Annotated in this window: 21 protein-coding genes, 4 tRNA genes and 1 pseudogene; 17 read left to right on the forward strand and 9 right to left on the reverse strand. The window is 66.6% G+C overall.

The features are described 5' to 3' along the window. Window positions 1-121 precede the first annotated feature (121 nt). A complete protein-coding gene (gene earP, locus KU887_RS05730; protein WP_012492436.1) occupies window positions 122-1,315 on the reverse strand; it encodes an elongation factor P maturation arginine rhamnosyltransferase EarP in 1,194 nt (397 codons plus the stop codon). Window positions 1,316-1,391: 76 nt separating this feature from the next. Between earP and uvrC the strand changes: the two genes are divergently transcribed. The 8 genes from uvrC (at window position 1,392) to KU887_RS05770 (ending at window position 7,990) form a co-directional block, all read left to right on the forward strand. Beyond that, a complete protein-coding gene (uvrC, locus tag KU887_RS05735; RefSeq protein WP_258255175.1) occupies window positions 1,392-3,428 on the forward strand; it encodes an excinuclease ABC subunit UvrC in 2,037 nt (678 codons plus the stop codon). 90 nt (window positions 3,429-3,518) lie between these two features. Further along, window positions 3,519-4,106 (forward strand): CDP-diacylglycerol--glycerol-3-phosphate 3-phosphatidyltransferase, encoded by a 588-nt coding sequence (gene pgsA / locus KU887_RS05740; protein WP_011544951.1) that lies wholly within the window; start codon window positions 3,519-3,521, stop codon window positions 4,104-4,106. 141 nt (window positions 4,107-4,247) lie between these two features. Further along, window positions 4,248-4,323, forward strand: a tRNA-Gly gene (locus tag KU887_RS05745). 52 nt (window positions 4,324-4,375) lie between these two features. Next, window positions 4,376-4,451: transfer RNA gene (locus KU887_RS05750), tRNA-Gly, on the forward strand. A 51-nt stretch (window positions 4,452-4,502) separates the two neighbouring features. Further along, window positions 4,503-4,578: transfer RNA gene (locus KU887_RS05755), tRNA-Gly, on the forward strand. Window positions 4,579-4,677: 99 nt separating this feature from the next. Next, window positions 4,678-4,751 (forward strand) — tRNA-Cys (locus tag KU887_RS05760). Window positions 4,752-5,394: 643 nt separating this feature from the next. Next, entirely contained in the window at window positions 5,395-6,873 is a 1,479-nt protein-coding gene (locus KU887_RS05765; protein WP_006497716.1) for a sensor domain-containing diguanylate cyclase, read from the forward strand. Window positions 6,874-7,057: 184 nt separating this feature from the next. Further along, window positions 7,058-7,990, forward strand: coding sequence for an alpha/beta fold hydrolase (locus KU887_RS05770; protein WP_048989498.1), 933 nt, complete (start codon window positions 7,058-7,060; stop codon window positions 7,988-7,990). A gap of 94 nt (window positions 7,991-8,084) precedes the next feature. On the opposite strand, the gene KU887_RS05775 is transcribed toward KU887_RS05770, so the two are convergent. Both KU887_RS05775 and KU887_RS05780 read right to left on the reverse strand, forming a co-directional pair. After that, window positions 8,085-8,633: a GNAT family N-acetyltransferase gene (locus KU887_RS05775; RefSeq protein WP_212158452.1), complete on the reverse strand. Its 549-nt coding sequence runs from the start codon at window positions 8,631-8,633 to the stop codon at window positions 8,085-8,087. A 50-nt stretch (window positions 8,634-8,683) separates the two neighbouring features. Further along, window positions 8,684-9,304 (reverse strand): helix-turn-helix domain-containing protein, encoded by a 621-nt coding sequence (locus tag KU887_RS05780; RefSeq protein WP_006493610.1) that lies wholly within the window; start codon window positions 9,302-9,304, stop codon window positions 8,684-8,686. A gap of 147 nt (window positions 9,305-9,451) precedes the next feature. Here KU887_RS05780 and KU887_RS05785 point away from each other — a divergent pair, with 147 nt between their 5' ends. Next, on the forward strand, window positions 9,452-9,688 hold the full coding sequence (locus KU887_RS05785) for a ParD-like family protein (protein WP_059721517.1): 237 nt from the start codon (window positions 9,452-9,454) through the stop codon (window positions 9,686-9,688). Further along, window positions 9,688-10,494, forward strand: coding sequence for a type I methionyl aminopeptidase (gene map / locus KU887_RS05790; RefSeq protein WP_006482199.1), 807 nt, complete (start codon window positions 9,688-9,690; stop codon window positions 10,492-10,494). Before KU887_RS05785 ends, map begins: the two co-directional genes overlap by 1 nt. A 120-nt stretch (window positions 10,495-10,614) precedes the next feature. Here map and KU887_RS05795 read toward each other — a convergent pair whose 3' ends face one another. After that, window positions 10,615-11,118 (reverse strand): GAF domain-containing protein, encoded by a 504-nt coding sequence (locus KU887_RS05795; RefSeq protein ID WP_006482190.1) that lies wholly within the window; start codon window positions 11,116-11,118, stop codon window positions 10,615-10,617. 102 nt (window positions 11,119-11,220) lie between these two features. Next, window positions 11,221-12,138, reverse strand: coding sequence for a LysR family transcriptional regulator (locus tag KU887_RS05800; protein ID WP_006482198.1), 918 nt, complete (start codon window positions 12,136-12,138; stop codon window positions 11,221-11,223). Between the two features lie 111 nt (window positions 12,139-12,249). On the opposite strand from KU887_RS05800, the gene KU887_RS05805 reads away from it, so the two are divergent. Both KU887_RS05805 and KU887_RS05810 read left to right on the forward strand, forming a co-directional pair. Next, window positions 12,250-13,116: a pirin family protein gene (locus tag KU887_RS05805; protein WP_006482192.1), complete on the forward strand. Its 867-nt coding sequence runs from the start codon at window positions 12,250-12,252 to the stop codon at window positions 13,114-13,116. Between the two features lie 133 nt (window positions 13,117-13,249). Further along, window positions 13,250-13,741 carry a GNAT family N-acetyltransferase gene (locus KU887_RS05810; RefSeq protein WP_006482188.1) on the forward strand — a complete coding sequence of 164 codons (492 nt, stop codon included), beginning with the start codon at window positions 13,250-13,252 and terminating at the stop codon, window positions 13,739-13,741. A gap of 22 nt (window positions 13,742-13,763) precedes the next feature. On the opposite strand, the gene KU887_RS05815 is transcribed toward KU887_RS05810, so the two are convergent. Genes KU887_RS05815 through KU887_RS05825 form a run of 3 tightly spaced genes read right to left on the reverse strand, consistent with a single transcriptional unit; the run spans window position 13,764 to window position 15,734 of the window. Then, complete coding sequence (locus KU887_RS05815) at window positions 13,764-14,633, reverse strand: cytochrome c oxidase assembly protein (RefSeq protein ID WP_006491689.1); 870 nt, start codon at window positions 14,631-14,633, stop codon at window positions 13,764-13,766. Window positions 14,634-14,643: 10 nt separating this feature from the next. Further along, window positions 14,644-15,090: a copper chaperone PCu(A)C gene (locus tag KU887_RS05820; RefSeq protein ID WP_006488671.1), complete on the reverse strand. Its 447-nt coding sequence runs from the start codon at window positions 15,088-15,090 to the stop codon at window positions 14,644-14,646. Between the two features lie 8 nt (window positions 15,091-15,098). Beyond that, the gene (locus KU887_RS05825) at window positions 15,099-15,734 is read right to left on the reverse strand and encodes an SCO family protein (protein WP_006497709.1); all 636 of its coding nucleotides are present in this window, start codon (window positions 15,732-15,734) and stop codon (window positions 15,099-15,101) included. A gap of 278 nt (window positions 15,735-16,012) precedes the next feature. On the opposite strand from KU887_RS05825, the gene otsB reads away from it, so the two are divergent. Next, complete coding sequence (otsB, locus tag KU887_RS05830; protein ID WP_006488667.1) at window positions 16,013-16,765, forward strand: trehalose-phosphatase; 753 nt, start codon at window positions 16,013-16,015, stop codon at window positions 16,763-16,765. Then, complete coding sequence (otsA, locus tag KU887_RS05835; protein ID WP_058901272.1) at window positions 16,762-18,147, forward strand: alpha,alpha-trehalose-phosphate synthase (UDP-forming); 1,386 nt, start codon at window positions 16,762-16,764, stop codon at window positions 18,145-18,147. Before otsB ends, otsA begins: the two co-directional genes overlap by 4 nt. Before the next feature lie 82 nt (window positions 18,148-18,229). Here otsA and KU887_RS05840 read toward each other — a convergent pair whose 3' ends face one another. Continuing rightward, complete coding sequence (locus tag KU887_RS05840; RefSeq protein WP_006488673.1) at window positions 18,230-20,056, reverse strand: ABC transporter ATP-binding protein; 1,827 nt, start codon at window positions 20,054-20,056, stop codon at window positions 18,230-18,232. A 564-nt stretch (window positions 20,057-20,620) separates the two neighbouring features. Between KU887_RS05840 and KU887_RS05845 the strand changes: the two genes are divergently transcribed. The 3 genes and pseudogenes from KU887_RS05845 to KU887_RS05855 form a co-directional block, all read left to right on the forward strand. After that, window positions 20,621-21,685, forward strand: coding sequence for a glycosyltransferase family 4 protein (locus KU887_RS05845; RefSeq protein ID WP_006476459.1), 1,065 nt, complete (start codon window positions 20,621-20,623; stop codon window positions 21,683-21,685). 235 nt (window positions 21,686-21,920) lie between these two features. Further along, window positions 21,921-22,724 carry a hypothetical protein gene (locus KU887_RS05850; protein WP_060213575.1) on the forward strand — a complete coding sequence of 268 codons (804 nt, stop codon included), beginning with the start codon at window positions 21,921-21,923 and terminating at the stop codon, window positions 22,722-22,724. Window positions 22,725-22,781: 57 nt separating this feature from the next. Further along, window positions 22,782-22,946, forward strand: a pseudogene (locus tag KU887_RS05855) (DUF2214 family protein); the annotation flags it as partial. Between the last annotated feature and the right edge of the window lie 51 nt (window positions 22,947-22,997).

Below are 22,997 nucleotides of genomic sequence, written 5' to 3' on the forward strand. Positions count from 1 at the left end.
TCAAATCAAATAAATAGGTGCCTGAGCGGTGCACAACGGGTGAGGCGCCAAGCAGATGCGTTCCGGTGGGCGCCCAAAGCTCAAACGCGAGCGCTTGCGTGGTCAGCCGTCGGATAACCGCTTATTTTAACTGAGATTTTGCGTATTCCGCCAGCTTTCCGGCGAGATCGCCGACGGCCGCGAGCGCGTCGGCCCAGCGGATCGCATTGGCGTCCAGCGCGGCGCGGTGTTGCCAGAAATCGGCCCAGTCGGGCGTGCCGGCGCCGTTCCACGCATGCCAGAACCGCTCGAGCGCCGCGCGCGGCGCATCGGGGAGGCCGGCCGACAGGTGCGCGAGCGCGGCATCGAGCTTCGGCAGGTGCACGTCGTCGGCCTGCGGGTAGATGTGCCACACGAACGGCTTGCGCGCCCATTGCGCGCGGACGAACGAATCCTCGCCGCGCACGAAGTTGAGGTCGGCGACCCACAGCAGCGCGTCGTAGTCGGGCTGCGGAACGAACGCGAGCCCGTGGGCGGTCAGGTTGCCGCTGCGCGCGTGCGCGCCCGCCGCGAATGATTCGACCCCGAAAAAGCGCGCGACGGCCGGCGACACGCGCCCGGCGGGTACGAGCGCGAGGACCGGCGACGGGCCGTCGCGCCACTGCGCGAGCAGCGCGTCGACGGCCGGGTTCTCGTAGGCGAACAGGCTGACGACCGTCGTGCCGGGCGCCGGCGGCGCGCCGCCGGTCGCGTGCCGCCACCACGCGGCGCGCGCTGCCGGGTCGGCGTCGAAGGCCGCGCGGCGTGCGTCGAGGTCGCGCTCCTTCGGCACGCCGCCGGTGCCGGCCGACAGGCCCGGAAAGAAGAACGTCTTCAGCAGCGGGTAGCGCGGATGCGGCGACGGCCGCAAATGGAAATCGGCGACCCAGTCCTCGGCGCTCAGGTATTCGAGGTTGATCCACACGGGGCGGCGCGCGCGTCGCGCCATCGCCGCGAGATACGGGCCGGGAAGCTCGCACGCGAACGCCTCGATCACGACATCGGCGATGTCCAGCGCGTCGCCGACTTCCGCATGCCAGTGCTCGATCACGATCGCGTCGACCGTCTGCCGGGTCGCGTCGGGGTCGACTTCCGGCAGCAGGCGCGCGAACGTGTGCAGGTCGTCGACGAACAGGCGAACCTGCCAGCCGTGCTCGTGCGCGAGCTGACGCGCGACGCGCCAGCACACGCCGATGTCGCCGAAATTGTCGATCACCGTGCAGAACAGGTCGCAGGCGATCGGTTCGCCCGGCGCGAGCGGCGCGGAAGAGAGTGGGGCAGCGGTGGTGCGTGGCATCGAAGCGGGCCGGTGAATGCTCTAAACTGGCGATTCTAATGGACCCGTTCCGCGTTACAAGGCGCCCGGATCACGCATGACATTCCCAGAAGCTTCCGATATTCCGTTCGAACCGAAGAAGATCCTTGCGCAGTTGCCGCACATGCCGGGTGTCTATCGCTATTACGACACGGCGGGCGCCGTCCTCTACGTCGGCAAGGCGCGCGACCTGAAAAAGCGCGTGTCGAGCTATTTCACGAAGACGCAACTGTCGCCGCGCATCGCGATGATGGTCACGCGCATCGCGCGCATCGAAACGACCGTCACGCGCTCGGAAGCCGAAGCGCTGCTGCTCGAGAACAACCTGATCAAGGCGCTCGCGCCGCGTTACAACATCCTGTTTCGCGACGACAAATCGTATCCGTACCTGAAGCTGACCGCGCACCGCTTTCCGCGGATGGCCTACTACCGCGGCTCGGTCGACAAGCAGAACCAGTATTTCGGGCCGTTCCCGAGTGCGTGGGCCGTGCGCGAGAGCATCCAGATCCTGCAGCGCGTGTTCCAGTTGCGCACCTGCGAGGATTCGGTCTTCAACAACCGCACGCGGCCGTGCCTGTTGCACCAGATCGGGCGGTGCACGGCGCCGTGCGTCGGCGCGATCTCCGACGAGGATTACGCGGTCGACGTGTCGAACGCCGCGCGGTTCCTGCTCGGCCGGCAGTCCGAAGTGATGAAGGAGCTCGAGCAGAAGATGCACGCGTTCGCGGCCGAACTGAAATTCGAGCAGGCGGCGGCCGTGCGCAACCAGATGAGCTCGCTCGCGACGGTGCTGCACCAGCAGGCGATCGAGGTCGGCAGCGACAGCGACGTCGATGTTCTGGCCGTCGTCGCGCAGGGCGGGCGCGTGTGCGTGAACCTCGCGATGGTGCGCGGCGGCCGGCACCTCGGCGACAAGGCCTATTTCCCGACGCACGTCGAAAGCGCACTGACGCTCGCCGAGGGCGGTCTCGGCGAAGACGCCGAGCCGGCGGAGGCGGCCGATGCGACGGCCGACGCGGTGCCCGATCTGCCCGCGGAAGAGGCCGGCAGCGCGCGCGGCACGGCGGCCGCGGCGTCGGTCGAGGCCGAGGTGCTCGACGCGTTCATCGCGCAGCACTATCTCGGCAACCGCGTGCCGCCCGTGCTCGTCGTCAGCCATGCACCCGCGAGCCGAGACCTGCTGGAGTTGCTGTCCGAGCAGGCCGGCCACAAGGTGTCGCTGGTGCGGCAGCCGCAGGGGCAGCGGCGCGCGTGGCTGTCGATGGCCGAGCAGAACGCGCGCCTCGCGCTCGCGCGGCTGCTGTCCGAGCAGGGCTCGCAGCAGGCGCGTACGCGCGCGCTGGCGGACGCGCTCAGCTACGACAGCGACGATCTCGCGACACTGCGGATCGAATGCTTCGACATCAGCCATACGATGGGCGAGGCGACGCAGGCGTCGTGCGTCGTCTATCACCATCACAAGATGCAGTCGGGCGAATACCGCCGCTACAACATCACGGGCATCACGCCGGGCGACGATTACGCGGCGATGCGGCAGGTGCTCACGCGCCGCTACGAGAAGATGGTCGAGCAGGCCGCGCAGGCGGCGGCCGTCGACGAAGCGGCCGGCATCGACGGCGAGTCGACGCGCCAGGCCGAGGCGTCGAGCCTGCTGCCGAACATCGTGCTGATCGACGGCGGCAAGGGCCAGGTCGAGATCGCGCGGCAGGTATTCACCGAGCTCGGCCTCGATACGTCGATGCTGGTCGGCGTCGCGAAAGGCGAGGGGCGCAAGGTCGGCCTCGAAACGCTGGTGTTTGCGGACGGCCGCACGCCGCTCGAACTCGGCAAGGAGAGCGCCGCGCTGATGCTCGTCGCGCAGATCCGCGACGAGGCGCACCGTTTCGCGATCACCGGCATGCGGGCGAAGCGGGCGAAGGCGCGCCAGACGTCGCGACTCGAGGAACTCGAGGGCGTCGGCGCGAAGCGCCGGCAGCGGTTGCTCGCGCGCTTCGGCGGGTTGCGCGGCGTGGTGGCCGCGAGTGTCGAGGAACTGGCGAGCGTCGAGGGCATTTCGCACGCGCTCGCCGAGCAGATCTACAAGCAGCTTCACTGACGCGGCCGTGCGGCCGGCGGCGTTGCCAGCGTTCTTGTGGCAGGCCGGTCGACACGGCACAATTGCGAATCCTTTACTGTCCCGCATGCCATGCCGTTCAATTTCCCGATTTTCCTGACGTGGGTACGGATCGTGCTGATTCCGCTCGTCGTCGGCGTGTTCTATCTGCCGGACACGGTGATGGGCGGCGCGCACCGCAATCTCGCGGCGGCGGCGATCTTCATCCTCGCCGCGCTGACCGACTGGTTCGACGGCTTCCTCGCCCGCAAGTGGAACCAGACGTCGTCGTTCGGCGCGTTCCTCGACCCGGTCGCGGACAAGCTGATGGTGACGGCCGCGCTGCTGATCCTCGTGCAGATTTCGCGGGTCGACGCGGCGATCGCGCTGGTGATCGTCGGTCGCGAGATCGCGATTTCGGCGCTGCGCGAGTGGATGGCCCAGATCGGCGCGTCGAAGAGCGTGGCGGTGAACCAGCTCGGCAAGTTCAAGACCGCGTGCCAGATGGTCGCGATTCCGATGCTGCTGTTCTACGGGCCGCTGCCGCTCGGCGTCGTGACGATCGACACGCGCGTGTGGGGCGAGTGGCTGATGTATCTGGCCGCGGTGTTGACCATCTGGTCGATGCTGTACTACATGAAACTCGCATGGCCGCAGATTCGCGAGCGTGGCGGCGCCTGACCCGCATCGCCTGTGCGGCCGCGGTTTTTGTAAAAAGGGCTGGAAAAGCCCTTGACACACGAATGTGCCTTCGACATAATCTCGCTTCTCCGCTGCACGACGAAGTAAGTGTGTGACGGGGAAGCAGGAGCGTAGCAATACGCGGGAGTAGCTCAGTTGGTAGAGCGCAACCTTGCCAAGGTTGAGGTCGCGAGTTCGAGACTCGTCTCCCGCTCCAGATTTTTTCTGGCAGCGCGTGATACGGCAAAGCGCTGCAGGTGCAGGACAATGCGGGAGTAGCTCAGTTGGTAGAGCGCAACCTTGCCAAGGTTGAGGTCGCGAGTTCGAGACTCGTCTCCCGCTCCAGATTTTTCTGGCAGCGTGTAGTACGGCGAAGCGCTGCAGGTGCAGGACAATGCGGGAGTAGCTCAGTTGGTAGAGCGCAACCTTGCCAAGGTTGAGGTCGCGAGTTCGAGACTCGTCTCCCGCTCCAAGTAATGGGGAAGCCACGCTTCCCTTTTTATTTGATGGACCTCCGGTCCTCGAATGAAAATCTGTCGCTTGCCTCACGGCATCCGGACAGTCCGCTTTTGGCGCGATAGCAAAGCGGTTATGCAGCGGCCTGCAAAGCCGTTTAGGCCGGTTCGACTCCGGCTCGCGCCTCCAGAAAAAGCCCCGCTTCGGCGGGGCTTTTCTTTTTTCTGCGTCGCTTTCCCCTGTGGACGAAGAGGTCGCGCCGTGGGCACCCTCTGGGAGGGCACCGCGGGTGCGTTCGTCGCGCCCAGCTGACACGGCGTGGCGCGGTGGCTCTGGCCGGTCGAATCCCGGCGAGATCGCGACCGGGTTGCCCGACGCACGGGCCGACTGATGCGGCGGACTCGATCATCTGGCGCCAAAGCATCGCGGACATTCTGAGCATGCGCGCGGAAAGGCGGCTGAACGAAACGGGCTGATCATCTTCAGGGATGACGCCGCACAGCCCGTGGGGCAGTTCCACCGAGGATGCCGGCAGGGACTATCGTCGCGGCATCCTCGCTCGCCCGTCAGCAGAAACTGGCGGGATCTTGATCGGCGTGCGGATCGTGGCGCGCCTCACATATTCTCCCGGAAGCGCGGTTTCCTCATGTAATTTAATCATTTCGGAGGAGGGCGCGGCCGGTAGCGGGTTGTCGGCGCGTCACGTTCGATAGACTCCAGCCGTTTTCGGTTGCGGTCAGTTTGGTGCAGCACATGTCAATGCGCCAGGCCGAGACTTTGTATGCGAAATCACGTCCGGCCCGGATGTGCACAATTTGCAGCGAGGAGATCCATGCAACACCGGACGGCAGCCCCTTATTTCGTTGTGGCAGTCGGTATCGTGATCGCGTGCGCGCTGATGGGCCTGTGCGTGCTACAGCTATTCCAAAGCCGTCACGACGCCCTGGAGCGGGCCAGCGAAACCTCGCGCAATCTCGGCCTGATGGCCGAGCGCGACATCGAGCGCAACCTCGAACTCTACGATCTGTCCTTGCAGGCGCTGATCCATGGCCTGCAGCGGCCTGACGTGATGGCTGCGGCGCCCGCGCTGCGGCGGGAAGCGCTGTTCGATCATGCAATGACGGCGCAATTCATCGGTTCGCAACTGGTGCTCGATGCCGGCGGGAATATCATTCTGGATTCGGCCAACGACGTGCCGCGCAAGGGCAATTTCGCCGATCGCAGATACTTCACGATCCACCGCGACAATCCGAACGTGGGGCTTTACGTCAGCGATCCATTCGTGTCGCGCTTGCGCGCCGGTATGCTCAGCATTGCGCTGTCGCGGCGCATATCGAATCCGGATGGTTCGTTTGCCGGTATCGCGCTGATCGCCATCAACCTTGAATATTTCCACAAGCTGTTCGCAGGGTTGTCATTGGGACAACACGGCTCGATATCGCTGATCGGAAAGGACGGCATCATGGTCATGCGGCAGCCGTACGACGTCCGGACCATCGGTCGCGATATCGGCAAAGCGGCAACCTTCCAGCGCTTCCGGAGCGCGCCCGAGGGTTCATTCTCGGAAACGGCATCGATCGACGGCGTGCGCCGTCTCTACTACTTCAAGAATTTGCCGACGCTGCCTCTGATCATCATGGTCGCAGAGGCGGAGCAGGATATTTATGCTGCGTGGCGACGTCGTGCGGAGACGATCGGCCTGCTGGTTGCGACGTTCGGCGCAGCGTTCATTGCGCTATCCGTGTTTCTCGGTGTGCAACTGCGGCGTCGGATGCGCGCGGAATCCGAGCTTGAGTTGCTGGCACGCACCGACGGGCTCACCGGTCTTAACAATCGCCGCAGTTTTGGGGAAGTTCTGGACCGGGAGTGGCGCCGTGCGCGACGAGCCCATTCCGTTTTTTCATTGCTGTTTGTCGATGTCGATCGTTTCAAAGCCTACAACGACACCTATGGTCACCAGGCGGGGGACGATGCGCTGGCTGCAGTCGCGCGCTGCATCGGCGAAAACATTCGCCGACCGACCGATACGGCGGCTCGCTACGGCGGAGAGGAATTCGTCGTGTTGCTCCCTGACACGCCACCGACGGGGGCAGCCCAGACTGCTGAACGAATACGCGCGGCGATCAACGAACTGGCGCTCGAGCACGCCGGAAGCGAATACGGGCGTGTGACTGCCAGCATCGGGTTGGCGAGTTGGACACCGGATCAGGACGGCGATCCCGGTGCGGTCATCAAGGCGGCCGACGAGGCGTTGTATTACGCGAAGGCAGCCGGTCGGAACAAGGTTTCCGCTTTCCAGTCGTCGATTTGACGGTGATTGGACCCGAGCAGGAGTCTCAACGTTACTTTGGGCTCGGGTATGTCGGTGCGTCTACGTAGACGCACGATTCCATGACGAATCGTTGCGCGCGAAATTCGGTCGGAAGTCATGTCGAACGGGAATGAGCGATGCTGCTGCTTGCCGGCATCTTTGAATCGTCTTTCCGGAGATCGATATGACTTCAGATGCGAATGAGCGGGGCACACGCGGATCGCCACGAAATTTCTTGACATGTCGCACCGGCGAACTCGACGTGGCCTACGAAGTATCGGGCCCGCTTGACGGACCGCCGCTGGTCCTTGTCCACGGATGGCCCGACGATGTTCAGTGCTGGGACAAGACTATCCTGGACCTCGGATCGAGTGGTCAGCAGTTCCGAATCTACGCGCCCTATCTGCGTGGATCGGGACCGACACGCTTCTTGAATGGCGACACGATGCGCAGCGGCGCAATTGCAGCGCTGACCCTTGATTTGTCGCAGTTCGTGGAAGCGCTGGATTTGACGAACGTCCTCCTCGCCGGGTACGACTGGGGAGCGCGCGCGGCGTACGGCGTCGCGGCGCTGTTTCCCGAAAGAATAAACGGTATGGTTACCGCCGCGGCGGGCTATGCCACCGCGATGCCGGCCAACGAAATGCCCTATGAACTGGCCAACGCGTATTGGTACGAGTGGTATGTCGCGACGACGTATGGAATGAAGGCCTATCGAGAGGATCGCGAACGGTTGTGCAGATACTTGTGGCACAGCTGGTCGCCCGCTTGGCCCGACAGGGAGAGCGACTTTCAAGCCATGATCGGCTCTCTCGACAATCCCGACTGGGCCGACATCAGCCTTCATGCTTACCGACAGCGCTGGCATGATGCGCCGGGCGCAGGTCAGCACGAGCAGATAGAACGACAATTGGCGGCTTCGCCGATGATCCCTGTCGACACCATCATGCTCCAGGGTGCGGAAGATCGTGACAATTTGCCCGTCACGTCTGAAAACAAGGAGCGGTACTTTTCCGGGCACTATGAACGCCGCCTGCTGCATGGAATAGGACACTTCGTCCCGCGCGAGGCGCCAGATGTCTTTGCGGAGGCCATACGCGCGATTGCCGGGCGGTGAGCTCATGATCCTGCGGCCTGACGACCGGAAGAGAGGTTTCCTGCATCACCTGAAGCCGTCGCGCACGGCGCACGCGACGTGTCGCAAGCCATCATCACCCATCCACCGGCTGCGCCGGCGTCTCGAGCTTCAACTGATAGAACGCCGCATCGAGCCAGCGGCCGAACTTGAAGCCCGCCTCCGCGATCGTGCCCGCGTGCACGAACCCCAGTTTCGTATGCAGCGCGATGCTGCCGGCATTGGTCGTATCGATGCAGCCGACCAGCACGTGCACCTGCGCTTCGCGCGCCCGCCGGACCACTTCGCGCAGCAGCCGTTCGCCGAGCCCGCGACCGCGCTGGTCGTTGCGCACGTAGACGCTGTGTTCGACCGTGTACTTGAACGCCGGAAACGCGCGGAACGTACCCCAGCTCGCGAAGCCGAGCAGTTCGCCCGCTGCGTCGACGGCGCCGAAAACCGGGAAGCCGCCCGCGCGTTTCGTCGCGAACCACGTGACCATCGCTTCCGGCGGGCGCGGTCGATAGTCGTACAGCGCGGTCGAGTTCACGATCGCGTCGTTCAGGATCTCGAGGATGGCCGCCGCGTGTTCGGCCTCGCTGCAATCGATCAGGCGCACGTCGTCGCGCTGTGTCGGGGAATTCATACGGGTTCCTTCCTGTTGGCTCTGAATCGGTTCCACACACGATGCGCGCGTCACGTGCTCCGCACGCCGGCGGCGGATGCATCGCAGATCGCGACGACATAGCGCGCGGCATGCGACGACGGATTGCTGAAGATCAGCGGCTGGTCGAGCCGCATGGCCAGACAGTCGCCTTCGTGAAGTTCGTGCAGCACGTCGCCGAACGTGACGTCGACGCGGCCGCTGATGATCCACACCTGCTGATGCAGCGCGCTTTCGCGCCCGCCGCTGTCGTACGCGACGCGCGCGCCGGGCGGGAAATCGACCTCGACGAGCTGGATCGGCGACGGCCAGCCGGCCGGCGACAGGTTGCGCCGCACATAGCCGGACGCCGGGTCGCGCCATTCGGCCTGCTGCGCGCGCCGTGCGAGCGGCTGGGCGGGCGCGTCGTCCCGGTCGCCGCCGAACAGTCCGGCCAGCGACACGCCGAGGCCGGCCGCGAGCTTGTCGAGCACGACGGCCGTCGGGCTGGCCGACGCGCGTTCGATGAGCGAGATCATCGAACGGCTGACGCCGGAACGCGCTGCCAGCGTGTCGAGCGTGTAGCCTCGAACGGCGCGCAGGCCGCGCACGCGCCGGGCAATGCGCTCGTTGATGCCGGTATCGTCGGCCGCGGTGATCGCTGATTCTTTCATAATGGATTTATTGTCCAGCAAGCTGGAATTCGATGTCAACGGTATTTCCCGCAGCGGGGCGGCGGGAGGCGAGACACGAACGGCTTGCCCGGTCGTCATGCGCAGCGTAATATACGAAACAGCTACGTTTCGTTTAATTGGGGATATATGGGCATCATCAAGATTTCCGAGCATATGCATGAGCGGCTGCGCTCGACGAGCACGGCGCTGAGCCGTTCGATCAACGCGCAGGCCGAACACTGGCTGCGTGTCGGGATGCTGGCGGAACTCAACCCGGCGCTGTCCTACGGCGACATCTGCAAGATGTTGATCGAGGCCGAGGCGCGGGGCGGCGACGTGGGGCAGTCGGAGACGGCCGCGCACGGCATCGAGCAGGTGGCGTGATGGCGAAACGCGAAATTCCGATCCGCGGTGCCGCGGAAATCGCCAAGTCGCGCGAAGCCGCGAAGCTCGCGTCGCAGGTGCTGACGATGATCACCGAGTACGTGAAGCCGGGCGTCACCACCGATGAGCTGGACGCACGCTGCCGCGAATACATCATCGACGAATTGGGCGCGATTCCCGCGAACATCGGCTACCACGGCTATCCGAAGACGCTGTGCACGTCGGTCAACCACGTGGTCTGTCACGGCATTCCGACGTCGCGGCCGATGCGCGACGGCGACATCGTGAACCTCGACATCGCGGTGATCAAGGACGGCTGGTTCGGCGATACGAGCCGCATGTACTTCGTCGGCGAACCGAACGAACTCGCGCGGCGGCTCGTCGCGGCGACCTACGAGGCAATGCACGCCGGCATTCGCGCGGTGCGTCCCGGCGCGACGCTCGGCGACGTCGGTTATGCGATCCAGCAGGTCGCCCATCGTGAAGGGTTCAGCGTGGTGCGCGAGTATTGCGGGCACGGCATCGGCGACGTCTATCACGACGAGCCGCAGGTGCTGCATTACGGTCGCCCGGGCACCGGCCTGCCGCTGCGGCCGGGGATGATCTTCACGATCGAGCCGATGCTCAACGCGGGCAAGCGCGACACCCACGTGCTGGCCGACGGCTGGACGGTCGTCACGAAGGACCATTCGCTGTCCGCGCAATGGGAGCACATGGTCGTCGTGACGGAAACGGGTTTCGAGGTGCTCACCGAGGACGCGAAGCCGCAGGCGTTCTCGGCGCTTCCGGGCACGCACGCTGCCTGACACTGGCAGGGGTGCGCCGCGCACGGCGGCGTAGCGTTGCAATGGAAGCGTTGCAATGAAACGGGCCCCTTCGCGGGGCCCGTGTCGTTCACGGCGGCCGGCGCCGCGACGCCGCGGCGCTTAACCGCGCGCCTTCTCCCAAGCGTGTTCGACGAACACGCGACAGAGTGCTTCCATCCCTTGGCGGTCTTCGTCGTCGAAGCGCGCGGCGACCGGGCTGTCGACGTCCCACACGCCGATCAGCGTGCCGTCGCCGGCGACCAGCGGCACGACGATTTCCGATTCGGACGCCGCATCGCATGCGATATGGCCGGGGAAGTCGTGCACGTCGCGCACGACCTGCGTCTCGCGGGTCTGCGCGGCCGTGCCGCACACGCCCTTGCCGAGCGCGATCCGCACGCACGCGGGCTTGCCCTGGAACGGTCCGACCACGAGCTCGGTGCCGTCGAAGAAGTAGAAGCCGGCCCAGTTCAGGCGATCGAGCGAGTGATAGACGAGCGCGGAGAAATTCGCCGCATTCGCGGTCAGGTCGCGTTCGGATTCGACGAGCGCGCGCGCCTGCTCGACGAGCGTCGCGTATTGATCGGCCTTGGAGGCGGTAGGGTCGTTGGACAGCGTGAACATGGCGGAAAGCGATAGGGGTTGTGAAATGCGCACTCGCGCGTACCGCAGTCTACGGCACCCGCGCGCGCTCTGCAGCGTGTGGTCGTGCGTGACGCGGCGCGCTCAGTCGGGTTCGAGTTCGGCGAACCGTTCGGCCAGGAAATCGAGCAGCGCCCGCACCGCCGGCAGCAGCCCGCGGCGCGACGCGAACACCGCGTGCACGATTTCGCGGCGCGGCGCCCAGTCCGGCAGGACGGTCGTCAGCTCGCCGCGCGCGACTTCATCGCGCACCATCATCGTCGGCAATTGCACGACGCCGACGCCCGCGACGGCCGCCGCGCGCAGCGCGAGCATGCCGCCCGTCACGAAGCGCGGCTGGTGATGGATTTCCGCCTGCGCGCCGTCGGGCCCGCGCAGCCGCCACACGTGCGTGGACTGCGGCACGCCGTGGTCGAGACTCGGCAGGCGCGTGAGATCGGCGGGAACGGCCGGTACACCGTGCTCGCGCAGCAGTGCGGGGCTCGCGACGAGACACTGGCCGCGCTCCGCGAGCACGCGTAGCGCGAGATCGCTGTCCTCGAGCGGCGGCGGGCGCACGCGGATCGCGACGTCGATCCCTTCGCCGACCACGTCGACGCGCCGGTTGGTCGCTTCCAGGTGGATCTCGACGCGCGGGCACGCGGCCATGAACGCGGCGATCATCGTGCCGACCAGCGAATCGAGCAGCACGATCGGGCAACTGACACGCACGATGCCGCGCGGCTCCTCGTGCAGCAGCGCGATCGCCTCGTCGGCGGCGTCGGCCTCGACGAGCATCGCGCGGCAATGCGCGTAATAGGTCTGGCCGACGTCGGTGACCGTGAAACGGCGCGTCGAACGCTGAATCAGCCGCATCCCGAGCCGCGCCTCGAGCAGCGCGATGCGCCGGCTCAGCTTCGATTTCGGCATGTCCAGCGCGCGCCCGGCCGGCGCGAAGCCGCCGTGTTCGACGACCTGCACGAAGTAATAGAGATCGTTCAGATCCCGCGCTTTATCGTTCATGAAATGGAACGCTGAGTGCGATTTCGGCAGTCTACCGGATCGTTCGTTCCATCTCTATATTGTCACTCATGGATGCGAAACACGGGTTTCGCCGCAATATGGAGAAGGGCAATGAAGAAGATCCAGGGTGTGTACAGTGCGCCGCGCGGCCATTGGGTCGGCGACGGTTTCCCGGTGCGTTCGATGTTCAGCTACCAGTCTCATGGCACGCATCTGAGCCCGTTCCTGCTGCTCGATTACGCCGGCCCCGCGACGTTCGAACCGACGACCGCGCCGCGCGGTGTCGGCCAGCATCCGCACCGCGGCTTCGAAACGGTGACGATCGTCTATGACGGCGAAGTCGCTCACCGCGACTCGACCGGTGCGGGCGGCACGATCGGCCCGGGCGACGTGCAGTGGATGACGGCCGCGAGCGGGATTCTGCACGAGGAATTCCACTCGGAGGCGTTCACGAAGCAGGGCGGCCCGCTCGAGATGGTGCAGCTGTGGGTGAACCTGCCCGCCGCGGACAAGATGGGCGCGCCCGGGTACCAGACGCTGCTGAACGCCGATATCCCGGTGGTCGAGCTGCCGGACGGCGCCGGGCGGGCGCGGATCATCGCCGGTGAACTCGACGGGCGGCGCGGCCCGGCCCGCACGCACACGCCGATCGACGTGTGGGACGTGCGGCTCGTGGCCGGCGGCCATGCGCGGTTCCCGGTCGCCGAAGGGCGGACGCTCGCGGTGGTCGTGCTGAGCGGCACCGTGCAGGTGAACGGCGAGACGGTGGCCCGCGAGGCGCAGTTCGTGCAACTCGGCCGCGACGGTAGCGACGTCGAGATCGAAGCGAACGGCGACGCGAAGCTGCTGATCCTGAGCGGCGAGCCGATCGACGAGCCGGTCGTCGGTTACGGTCCGTTCGTGATGAACTCGCAAGCGGAGATCCGTACCGCGATCGAGGACTTCAACAGCGGCCGCTTCGGCCAGATGCCGGCATGACGGCATGACGAGCAGGCCCCGCGCAATGCGGGGCCTTTTTTTGCGCGTGGCACGCGGTCGCGCGCGTGGGGCGGTTCGAGGCATAATCGACGGTTGTCGCGCGCCGGTCGGCGCGCCCGAATCAGGACCGCACATGAACGCATCCGCACCTGCCGCATCCCCGCGTACCGCCGATCTCGACTGGCGCTGGAAATCCTTCGACGCGCTGACCGCGCGCGAAATCTATTCGATCCTGGAGGCGCGCAGCGCCGTATTCGTCGTCGAACAGAATTGCGTGTATCGCGACATCGACGATGCGGACCAGGCCGCGTGGCACCTGGCCGCCTTCGATCCGGCCGGCCGCCTGGCCGGCTATCTGCGCGTGCTGCTGCCCGATGCGCAACACACCGACGTGCGCATCGGCCGCGTGCTGACGACCGCCGCGTTTCGCGGCGCGGGCCTCGGCAACGGGCTGCTGTCGCGCGCGCTCGAGCATATCCGCGCGCAATGGCCGGATACGCCGGTAAGCCTGCATGCGCAGGCTCACTTGCAGCGGTTCTACGGGGCATTCGGCTTCACGCCGAGTTCGGACGTGCACGACGAGGACGGCATCCCGCACGTGTGGATGAGCAGCGCACGCGCGTGACGCGCGTCGGGCGCCGCCGCAGTCAGTGCGCGGCGCGTGCGACGGGCGGTTTGTCCGCGCGCTGCGCGGCGCGCTCGCCGATCAGCCGCCCGCGCGCGGATAGCCGCAGCCAGTGCCGCAGCGCGATCAGCGCGCCGATCACGCTCATCATCGAGCCGGGAATCCACAGCAGCAGGCCGCCGATCTGCTGGTCGCGCAGCGGGCTCAGCCACGTGAACGCGCGGCCGCAGATCGAGTAGATCGGATACAGCTCGTGCGGCGTGAAGAAGATCAGCGCGCCGAGCGCGATCTGCGGCGGGATCGCCGCGACGACGATCAGGATCCGGCGGCCCGGCGACAGCCGCGCGGGCGGCGCGGGACGCGGATCGACGACGAGCCACCAGAACAGCAGCCCGTCGATCACCATGCTCCAGTTCATCACGCGATAGAGACGCCAGTCGAGCATCGCGATGAAATGGATCGGCGACAGCAGCCAGAAATAGATCAGCCCGACGAACAGCACGACCGCGACGACCGGATGGAACACCACGTCGAGCGTCGCGCGCACCGGCGCCCATGCGAGCGCGGGGCGCACGAAGCGCTGCCGCCAGCGAAACGGAATGCCCGCGCGGATCGCCGCGCCCGGATAGGACAGCGCGATGAAGAACGGCCCGAGGTGATGCAGCACGAGATGCTGCGCGCGGTGCATGAAGAATTCATGCTCGAAGAAATAGTCGAGCCGCGTATGCAGCGCGATATAGAGCGCCGTCAGCCCGAACCAGAACGAGAACTGCCGCAGCGGCGACACCTTCGCCTTTTTCACGCCGCGCGCGAACAGCACGGCGGCCGCCAGCACCGCGATGACCACGGTCGGCGACGGTTCCCACGGATCGAGCCAGTACAGGAGGTTCATCGCGCGCGCATCACTTCGTCTGGGCCGGTGATTTCACGGGGAACGGTGCATCGACCGTTTCGCCGTCGGAGAATTTCAGGCGCAGGTGCACGGTGTCGCCCGGCTTGATCGCGTGCTTCGGCTCCTCGAGCATGAAGTGATAGCCGCCCGGCGCGATGTCGACCTTGCCGCGCGCGGGGATCGTCAGCTTGTCGACCATCTCCATCTTCTGCGTCGAGCCGTTCGAGACCGTCTGGTGCAGCATGGCCATCCCGTAGTCGGGGCTGTCGACGTCGACGAGATCGACCGGCTTGTCGCTCGTATTCACGAGCGTCACGTAGCCGCCCGCGGGCAGCTTGTTCGGCAGCCAGCGCACCCACGCGTTCTGCGCGCTGATCGCGCCGGCGGCATACGCATGGGCGCCGGCGCACAGCGCGGCGACGAGGGCGAACGTCTTGAGGGTCGTTTTCGTGTTCATGGCGGAATTCAGGTCGTGGAGGCGGTGTCGATGATCCGGCGCACATCGGCGGCGATGGCGTCGGGCGAATCGCGATCGGTCGCGAGCAGGCGCGCGCGGCCGGTCGCGTCGAAGATGTAGACGGCCGAGCTGTGCGTCACTTCGTAGCCGCCGGACGGATCGCGTTTTTCCATCTGATACGCGACGCGATAGCGCTTGGCCAGCGATTCGATCTGGCCGTCGGTGCCGGTCAGGCCGCGCGCATGCGCGGCGTCGAACGCGGCGACATAGGACTGCATCGCCTGCGGCGTATCGCGCGCGGGATCGACCGAGACGAACAGGATGCGCACGTCGTCCGCCTGCGGGCCGAGCTTCGCCAGTACTTCCATCAGCCGCGCGAGGGTTTCGGGGCAGACATCGGGGCAGTGCGTGTAGCCGAAGTAGACGAGCGCGACGCGGCCGCGGAATGCATCGGCGTCGACGGGATGGCCGTCGCCGCCCGTCAGCTTGAACGACAGGTCGGGCAGGTGGCCGGTGACGTTGGTCAGGTTCCAGCGCGGCTCGTCGTGCGTGCACGCGGCGAGCGCCACGACGGCGGCGAGGGCCGCGGTCGCGCGGATGAGGCGGGAGAGGCGCCGGTGCGGCGCGAGGCGGGCAGACGACATCCTGGGGCTCGATCGGACGATGGATAGCCGGGGCGCGATGCCATGCGCCGCGCGGCAGGCGGTTGCGACTGTAGCGCAATTCGCGCGCCTGCGTCCTTTCGAAACCCCTGCGGGGCGGGCGAGCGGGGCAATATGTCGCAGTTGACGCGGCGGGCGGCGCGGTGTTCGCGCGGCCCCGGTTTCGCCCATCTGGGGGCGCAGGCGCGGTAAGATGCGCACAACTCCATTCGCGCAGCGGCGGCCCGGCATTTTCCGGTCGCCCTCAGACTATCGAATCGATGCAATCCGTTCCGGCTTCCCTGTCCCTCACCGATACCGCGTTCTTCTTCGACTTCGACGGCACGCTCGTCGAGCTCGCGCCGACCCCTGACAGCATTCACGTTCCGCCGTCGCTGCTGACGCTGCTCGACGAGCTGTCGCGCCGCTCGCACGGCGCGGTCGCGATCGTGTCCGGGCGCGGCATCGACAACCTCGACACTTTCCTGAAGATGCCCGATCTGCCGATCGCCGGCCTGCACGGCGCGGAGCGCCGCGATGCGAACGGCGACACGCAGCGCATCGGCTTCAACGACGAACGCCTGCTGCGCATCGAGCGCGAGCTCGCGGACGTGGTCGACCGCCATCCGGGCATGCTGCTCGAGATCAAGGGCGCGGCCGTCGCGCTGCACTTTCGCAACGCGCCCGAGCGCGAGGCGGTGGCGCGCGAAGCGGCCGAGCGCCTCGTCGCCGACTATGCGGATGCGTACGTGCTGCAACCGGGCAAGATGGTGTTCGAGATCAAGCCGAAGGGCGTCGACAAGGGGCGCGCGCTGGCCGCGTTCCTCGACGAGCCGCCCTTTGCGGGCCGCGTGCCGCTGTTCGCGGGCGACGACCTGACCGACGAGAAGGGTTTCGCGGTGGTCAACGCGCGCGGCGGCCTGTCGATCAAGGTCGGCGCGGGCGAGACGTCCGCGCGCATGCGGCTCGATTCGGTCGACGCACTGCATGAGCAGATCGCATGCTGGCTCGGCGCGGGGCAGCCGCACGCATGAGCCGGCTCATCATCGTTTCAAACCGCGTCGCGCCGATTTCGGAAGGCGAACCGGCGGCGGGCGGCCTCGCGATCGGCGTCTATGACGCGCTGAAGGAAACCGGCGGCATGTGGTTCGGCTGGAGCGGCGAAGTGGTCGCGTCCGGCGCGCCGCAGCCGCAGATCCGCATCGAGGAGCGCGGGCCCGTGACGTTCGCGACCGTCGGGCTGTCGCGTCGCGATTACGACCAGTATTACCGCGGGTTCTCGAACGCGACGCTGTGGCCCGCGTTCCATTACCGCGCGGACCTGATCCAGTACGATCGCCACGAGTTCGACGGTTATCGCCGCGTCAACGTCTGGCTCGCGCAGCAGCTCGTGCCGCTGCTGCAGGACGACGACGTGATCTGGGTGCACGACTATCACCTGATTCCGTTCGCGCGCGCGCTGCGCGACGCCGGTGTGAAGAACCGCATCGGCTTCTTCCTGCACATTCCGTTTCCGGCCGCGCAGGTGCTCGTCAACGTACCGCCGCACCGCGAACTCGTCGAGTCGCTGTGCGCGTTCGATCTGCTCGGTTTCCAGACCGAGCCCGATCTGCGCGCGTTCTGCGACTACGTCGAGTTCGAGGCGGACGGCGACGTCGAGCGCGACGGGCACACGGTGCACGTCCGGGCGTTCGGCCAGACGCTGCGCGCGGCCGCCTATCCGATCGGCGTATATCCGGACGAGATTGCGTCGCTCGCGCAGGCGGGCGAACACGGCAAGGCGGTGCGCACGCTCGCGACGTCGCTGCGCGGGCGGCAACTGATCATGAGCGTCGACCGGCTCGATTATTCGAAGGGGCTCGTCGAGCGCTTCCGTGCCTTCGAGAAGCTGCTCGAACACCAGGCGTCGATCCGCAACCGCGTGTCGTTCCTGCAGATCGCGCCGTCGACGCGCGCGGATTTGCGTGCGTACCAGGACATCCGCCTGCAGCTCGAAGCGGAGTCCGGGCGCATCAACGGGCGCTACGCGGAGCTCGACTGGGCGCCGATCCTCTACATTCACCGTCAGTACGACCGCCAGGTGCTCGCCGCGCTGTACCGCCTTGCGCGTGTGGGCTTCGTGACGCCGCTGCGCGACGGGATGAACCTCGTCGCGAAGGAGTACGTGTCCGCGCAGAATCCGGACGATCCGGGCGTGCTGGTGCTGTCGCGCTTCGCGGGTGCCGCGCGCGAGCTCACGGGCGCGCTGATCGTCAATCCGATCGATATCGACGGGATGGCCGATGCGCTGTCGCAGGCGTTGACGATGCCGCTCGCCGAGCGGCGGGCGCGTTACGCGGACATGATCGCGCAGCTTCGCGAGAACAACGTGTCGATGTGGCGCGACAATTTCCTGCGCGATCTGCAGCACGTCTGAACTATTGCTGGTGGTGCAATTGAAAAAGCCGCCGTGCGCAAGCACGGCGGCTTTTTTGTCGGCGCGACGGTATGCCGGCGCGTCAGGCCACGCGTTCGCCGGTCGGCGTGCTGCCGTCCGCATGATGGCGGCCGTGCTGTTTCGCGAGCAGGTCGCGATACAGGCCGGGACGGCTGCGCAGCACGTCGGGCGGGCCGTCGTCGATCACCTTGCCGTTGTTCATCACGATGATGCGGTCGAAGTTGCGCAGCGTCGACAGGCGGTGCGCGATCGCGATCACCGTGCGGCCGACCATCAGGCGATCGAGCGCGCTCTGGATCGCTTCCTCGGACGCGCTGTCGAGCGCCGACGTCGCTTCGTCGAGCAGCAGGATCGGCGCATCCTTCAGGATCGCGCGCGCGATCGCGATACGCTGGCGCTGGCCGCCCGACAGCTTGACGCCGCGGTCGCCGACGATCGTGTCATAGCCTTCCGGCATCGCCTCGATGAACTCCGCGCAGCGCGCGTCGCGCGCGGCGGCGAGCACTTCGTCGCGGGTCGCATCGGGGCGGCCGTACGCGATGTTGTCGTAGATCGTCCGGTGCAGCAGCGAGATGTCCTGCGGCACCAGCGCGATCGCGTGGCGCAGGCTGTCCTGCGTGATGCCCTTCACGTCCTGGCCGTCGACCATCACGACGCCGTCCTGCGTGTCGTAGAAGCGCTGCAGCAGCGCCAGCACGGTCGACTTGCCCGCGCCCGACTTGCCGATCAGCCCGACACGCTGGCCCGGCTCGATATGAAGGTCGAAGTGGTCGAGGATCGCGCGGCGGTGCGGATACGCGAACGTCACGCGCTCGAAGTCGACGCGGCCGCCCTTGGCCGACAGCGGCTGCGCGTCCGAGCGGTCCGGCATGCCGTGCGGTTCGAGCAGCGTCTTCACCGCCTCGGACAGGCGTGCGACGTGCTGCGTGACGTCGACGAGCGCGACCGCGAGATCGCGCGTGCCGTGCAGGATCGTGAAGCCGAGCGAGCTGACGAGCACGATGTCGCCCGACGTCGCGCGGCCCTGGTCCCACAGCCACAGCGCCCAGCCGAGCAGGCCGGCGGACAGCATCGCGGTGATCACCGCATGCAGCAGCCGCAGTTTCTCGAGATAGAGCAGGCTCTGCTGGCGCGCATCCATCTCGGCCTTGACCGTTGCGCCGAAGCGCTTCTGTTCGCGCAGCGTCATCCCGAACGCGCGCACGAGGCCCATGTTGCCGATCACGTCGACGAGTTCGCCGTCGACGGCCGCGGCCTTCGCCGCGAACGCGTGGTGGCGCGCCGAGCCGCGGCCGGCGAGCTTGAACAGGATGACGGACAGCACGGCCGAACAGCCGAGCAGGCCGGCCGCCATCAGCGGATTGACGACGATGATCATCAGGATCGCGCCCATCACCGCGATGCACGGCGGCAGCACGTTCCACGCCATCGTGTTCTCCGACGTGTACACCGCGTTCGACGTGGCCGTGATGCGGCTGGCGAGCGTACCCGGCTGCTTCTCCGAGTAATACGTCGGCGAATGGCCGATCAGGTACTGGAACAGGTCGCGCCGCAGGTCGCCGGTGACCGCGACGAACGTATGCGCGGCGACCCAGCCGCCGACGCGCCACAGCAGGTTGTCGGCCGCGATCAGCCCGACGAGCAGCGCGAACGCGCTCCACAGAGGGCCCGGATGATGGCGCCCGGTCGCCAGCACGTCGATCAGGTGCTTGATCGCGTATTGCGAGCCGAGCGCGCAGCCGACGGCGGCCAGCACGCTGCAGAGCACGACCAGGTGCGCGACCGGGTGGCGGCGGATGTAGCGGAACAGGAACGCGATCGGTCGATGCGCGTAGCTCGACAGCTTCGCGTTGTAGGCGTTGCGCTGGGCGGGGGTGAGAGATTCCAAAATATGCGTGCGGTGATTCGGTGATTGAGCGTGGCGGCTGGATCGCGGGCCGGCGTTCGCCCGGACTGACTAATCCGGCATTGTAAACAAGGCCTGCGTTGCGCTGCGCGAATCTTGCCTTGGCCAGAGGCTCGCGATCGATTTTGAGATAAAATCCGGCATCCCGTCCTGCCGCAGGTGCCGGAATCACGCTGCCGGCAGCGGCGGGTAACGAGGATCGCCAAAAGGGCCTTCCACTCTAGAACGGACACCCGAGTCCGCGGGTTGCAAAGTGTTGCACCTTTGTAACAAAGTAAAGTGTTTGAAATGTTGTGCGCCGTATCGGGATTAACCCTAGATAATCGGCTCCGGGTTCGATTCCAGGTTTTTTTACGAACCCCTGTCAACGGGTCTTCGTTTCAAACGTTCTATGCCTGTCGCGTCGCCGACGCTCCTTGAGCAGCGCGGGTTCGACGCCCCCGGCAGGCTGATTCGTCCGACTTTCGGACGACCTGCATCCAGCCCGGACCGCCGGCAGGTTGCCGACCCATACCTGGTTTTTTGCCGATTTTTTAGGAGTTACGCATGCGAATCGCCCAAATCGCTCCGTTGCATGAAGCGGTGCCCCCGAAACTGTACGGCGGTACCGAGCGAGTGGTGTCCTACCTCACCGAAGCACTTGTCGAGATGGGGCATGACGTCACGCTCTTCGCGAGCGGCGATTCGCAGACTTCCGCGAAACTCGAAGCGTGCTGGCCGCAGGCGCTGCGCCTCGACCCGACGATCCGCGACGTGATGGCCCCGCACATGCTGCTCCTCGAGCAGGTGCGCCGCCGCGCGGAAGAGTTCGACGTCCTGCACTGCCACATCGACTACTACCCGTTCTCGCTGTTCTCGCGCCAGCCGGTCCCGCATCTGACGACGATGCACGGCCGTCTCGACCTGCCGGAACTGCAGCCGATCTTCAACGCATTCAGCGACGTGCCGGTCGTGTCGATCTCCGACAACCAGCGCATCCCGCTTCCGCAGGCGAACTGGCTGTCGACCGTGTACCACGGCCTGCCGGAAAACCTGCTGACGCCGATCCCGAACGTGAAGCCGAGCTACCTCGCGTTCCTCGGCCGTATCTCGCCGGAGAAGCGCGTCGACACGGCGATCCGCATCGCCGAGCAGGCCGGCCTGCCGATCAAGATCGCCGCGAAGCTCGACAAGGCTGACCGCGCGTACTACGAAGAGAAGATCAAGCCGCTGTTCGCGCTGCCGCACGTCGAGTACATCGGCGAAATCAGCGAGTCGGAAAAGACCGAATTCCTCGGCAACGCGCATGCGCTGCTGTTCCCGATCGACTGGCCAGAGCCCTTCGGCCTGGTGATGATCGAGGCGATGGCCTGCGGCACGCCGGTGATCGCGTTCAAGCGCGGCTCGGTGCCGGAAGTGATCGACAACGGCGTGTCGGGCTTCGTCGTCGAAGACGAACTGTCGGCCGTCGCCGCGCTCAAGCGCCTCGATACGCTGCCGCGCGAGAAGGTGCGCGCCGCGTTCGAAGCCCGTTTCTCGTCGAAGGTGATGGCGCAGAACTACGTGAAGGGCTACGAGGAACTGCTGCGCCAGAAGCGCCGCACGGTGCTCCGCGAAGTCAACGCGAGCTGATCGCGGGCCGCCGCCATACTGCGGCGCGCGGCCGTCACGACGCCCCGTCCGGGTTTTCCGGCGGGGCGTTGTCACATCTGCGGCGCGGATCTGTTGTATTCTCGCCGCGCCCGGCGCCGCGAACGGCCTTCGAAGCGGCCCGGCACGCCATCCGGCCGTCTGTCCAGACGGTAATGTCCCTATAATGGCCGTGCCGTGAAATCCGGCCGGTACGAATATCCAGAGGAGAGCAGTCTTGGCGAGAACGAAAACCACGCGCGCAGCGCCGGCCCCCGGCGCCGGCGTGATCTTCGCGTTGCGCGCGATCGGTCTCGTGCTGCTCGCGCGCTGGCTGTTCTCGATGTCCCAGATGGGCTATCGCGCGTCGCTGTCGGCGATGGTGTCGTCGCCGTGGGCATTCATCTACCTCATCCTGATCTTCCTGCTGCTCGCGCTGCCGGGCGCCGCCGCCCGGGCCGAGCGGCCGTTCCATCCGCTGCCGCAGTGGCTGCGCCAGGCGCTGCGCGTGTTCGCGCTGATCGGTTTCCTGTTCGCCGTATGGTCGATCGGCGCGTTCACGTGGGCGGCCGGCTGGCGCCGCGCGCTGCATGCGGTGACGGCAACCAACGGCTGGCTCGTCGCCGCGCCAGCGCTGTACGCGGCGATCGTATGGATCTGCCGTCCGCGGCCGCTGTGGCGGACCAACGTGGCCGCACGCCGCTTCGCGATCGGCCGGTATGCGATCTCGCTCGACGTGCTGACGCGCACCGCGATCGTCTGGATGGAAAGCCGCAAGGTCGGCCAGTACGATGCGCGCGAACTGTCGGTGCGCTGGCCCGGTCGCGCCGCGACGCCCGCCGCGGGCGAGCAGGGCGCGCAGCCGGCGGTCGTGCCGCCGCGTCGCGGCAGCCTGTTCAATCGCCCGAAGGTGGAACTGCTGTGGGATTCGCCGGCGGCTGTCGGCCACAACCGGCAGATCGTGATGCGCACGCCGCTCGCGACCGAGGGCGACCGCGTCGCGGTGCTCGCGCTCGACGCGGCGCTCAAGCAGATCGTCTGACACGGCTCGCGCACGGGGCGCGGGCGACAAGGAGGCGGGATGATCGTCCGTTGGTTGCTGGCTGCCATGATCCGCTGGCGTATCGCCGCGCGGCGGCAGCAACTGCCCGATATCGGCCGTGCGCGCACCTACGTGCGGATCGGCCACTGGCAGGCGGTGCTGGTGATCGTCATCGTGTTCGCCGCGTCGGGGATGGCGCGGGGAATAGGGGCGCCCGGCTAGGGGCGCCCGGTTAAGGGGCGCGCGGCTAGGGCGCCCGGCCAGATGTGACCG

Origin of the sequence: Burkholderia sp. EMB26, from assembly GCF_024730645.1 — a bacterium.
GTDB lineage: Bacteria > Pseudomonadota > Gammaproteobacteria > Burkholderiales > Burkholderiaceae > Burkholderia > Burkholderia cenocepacia.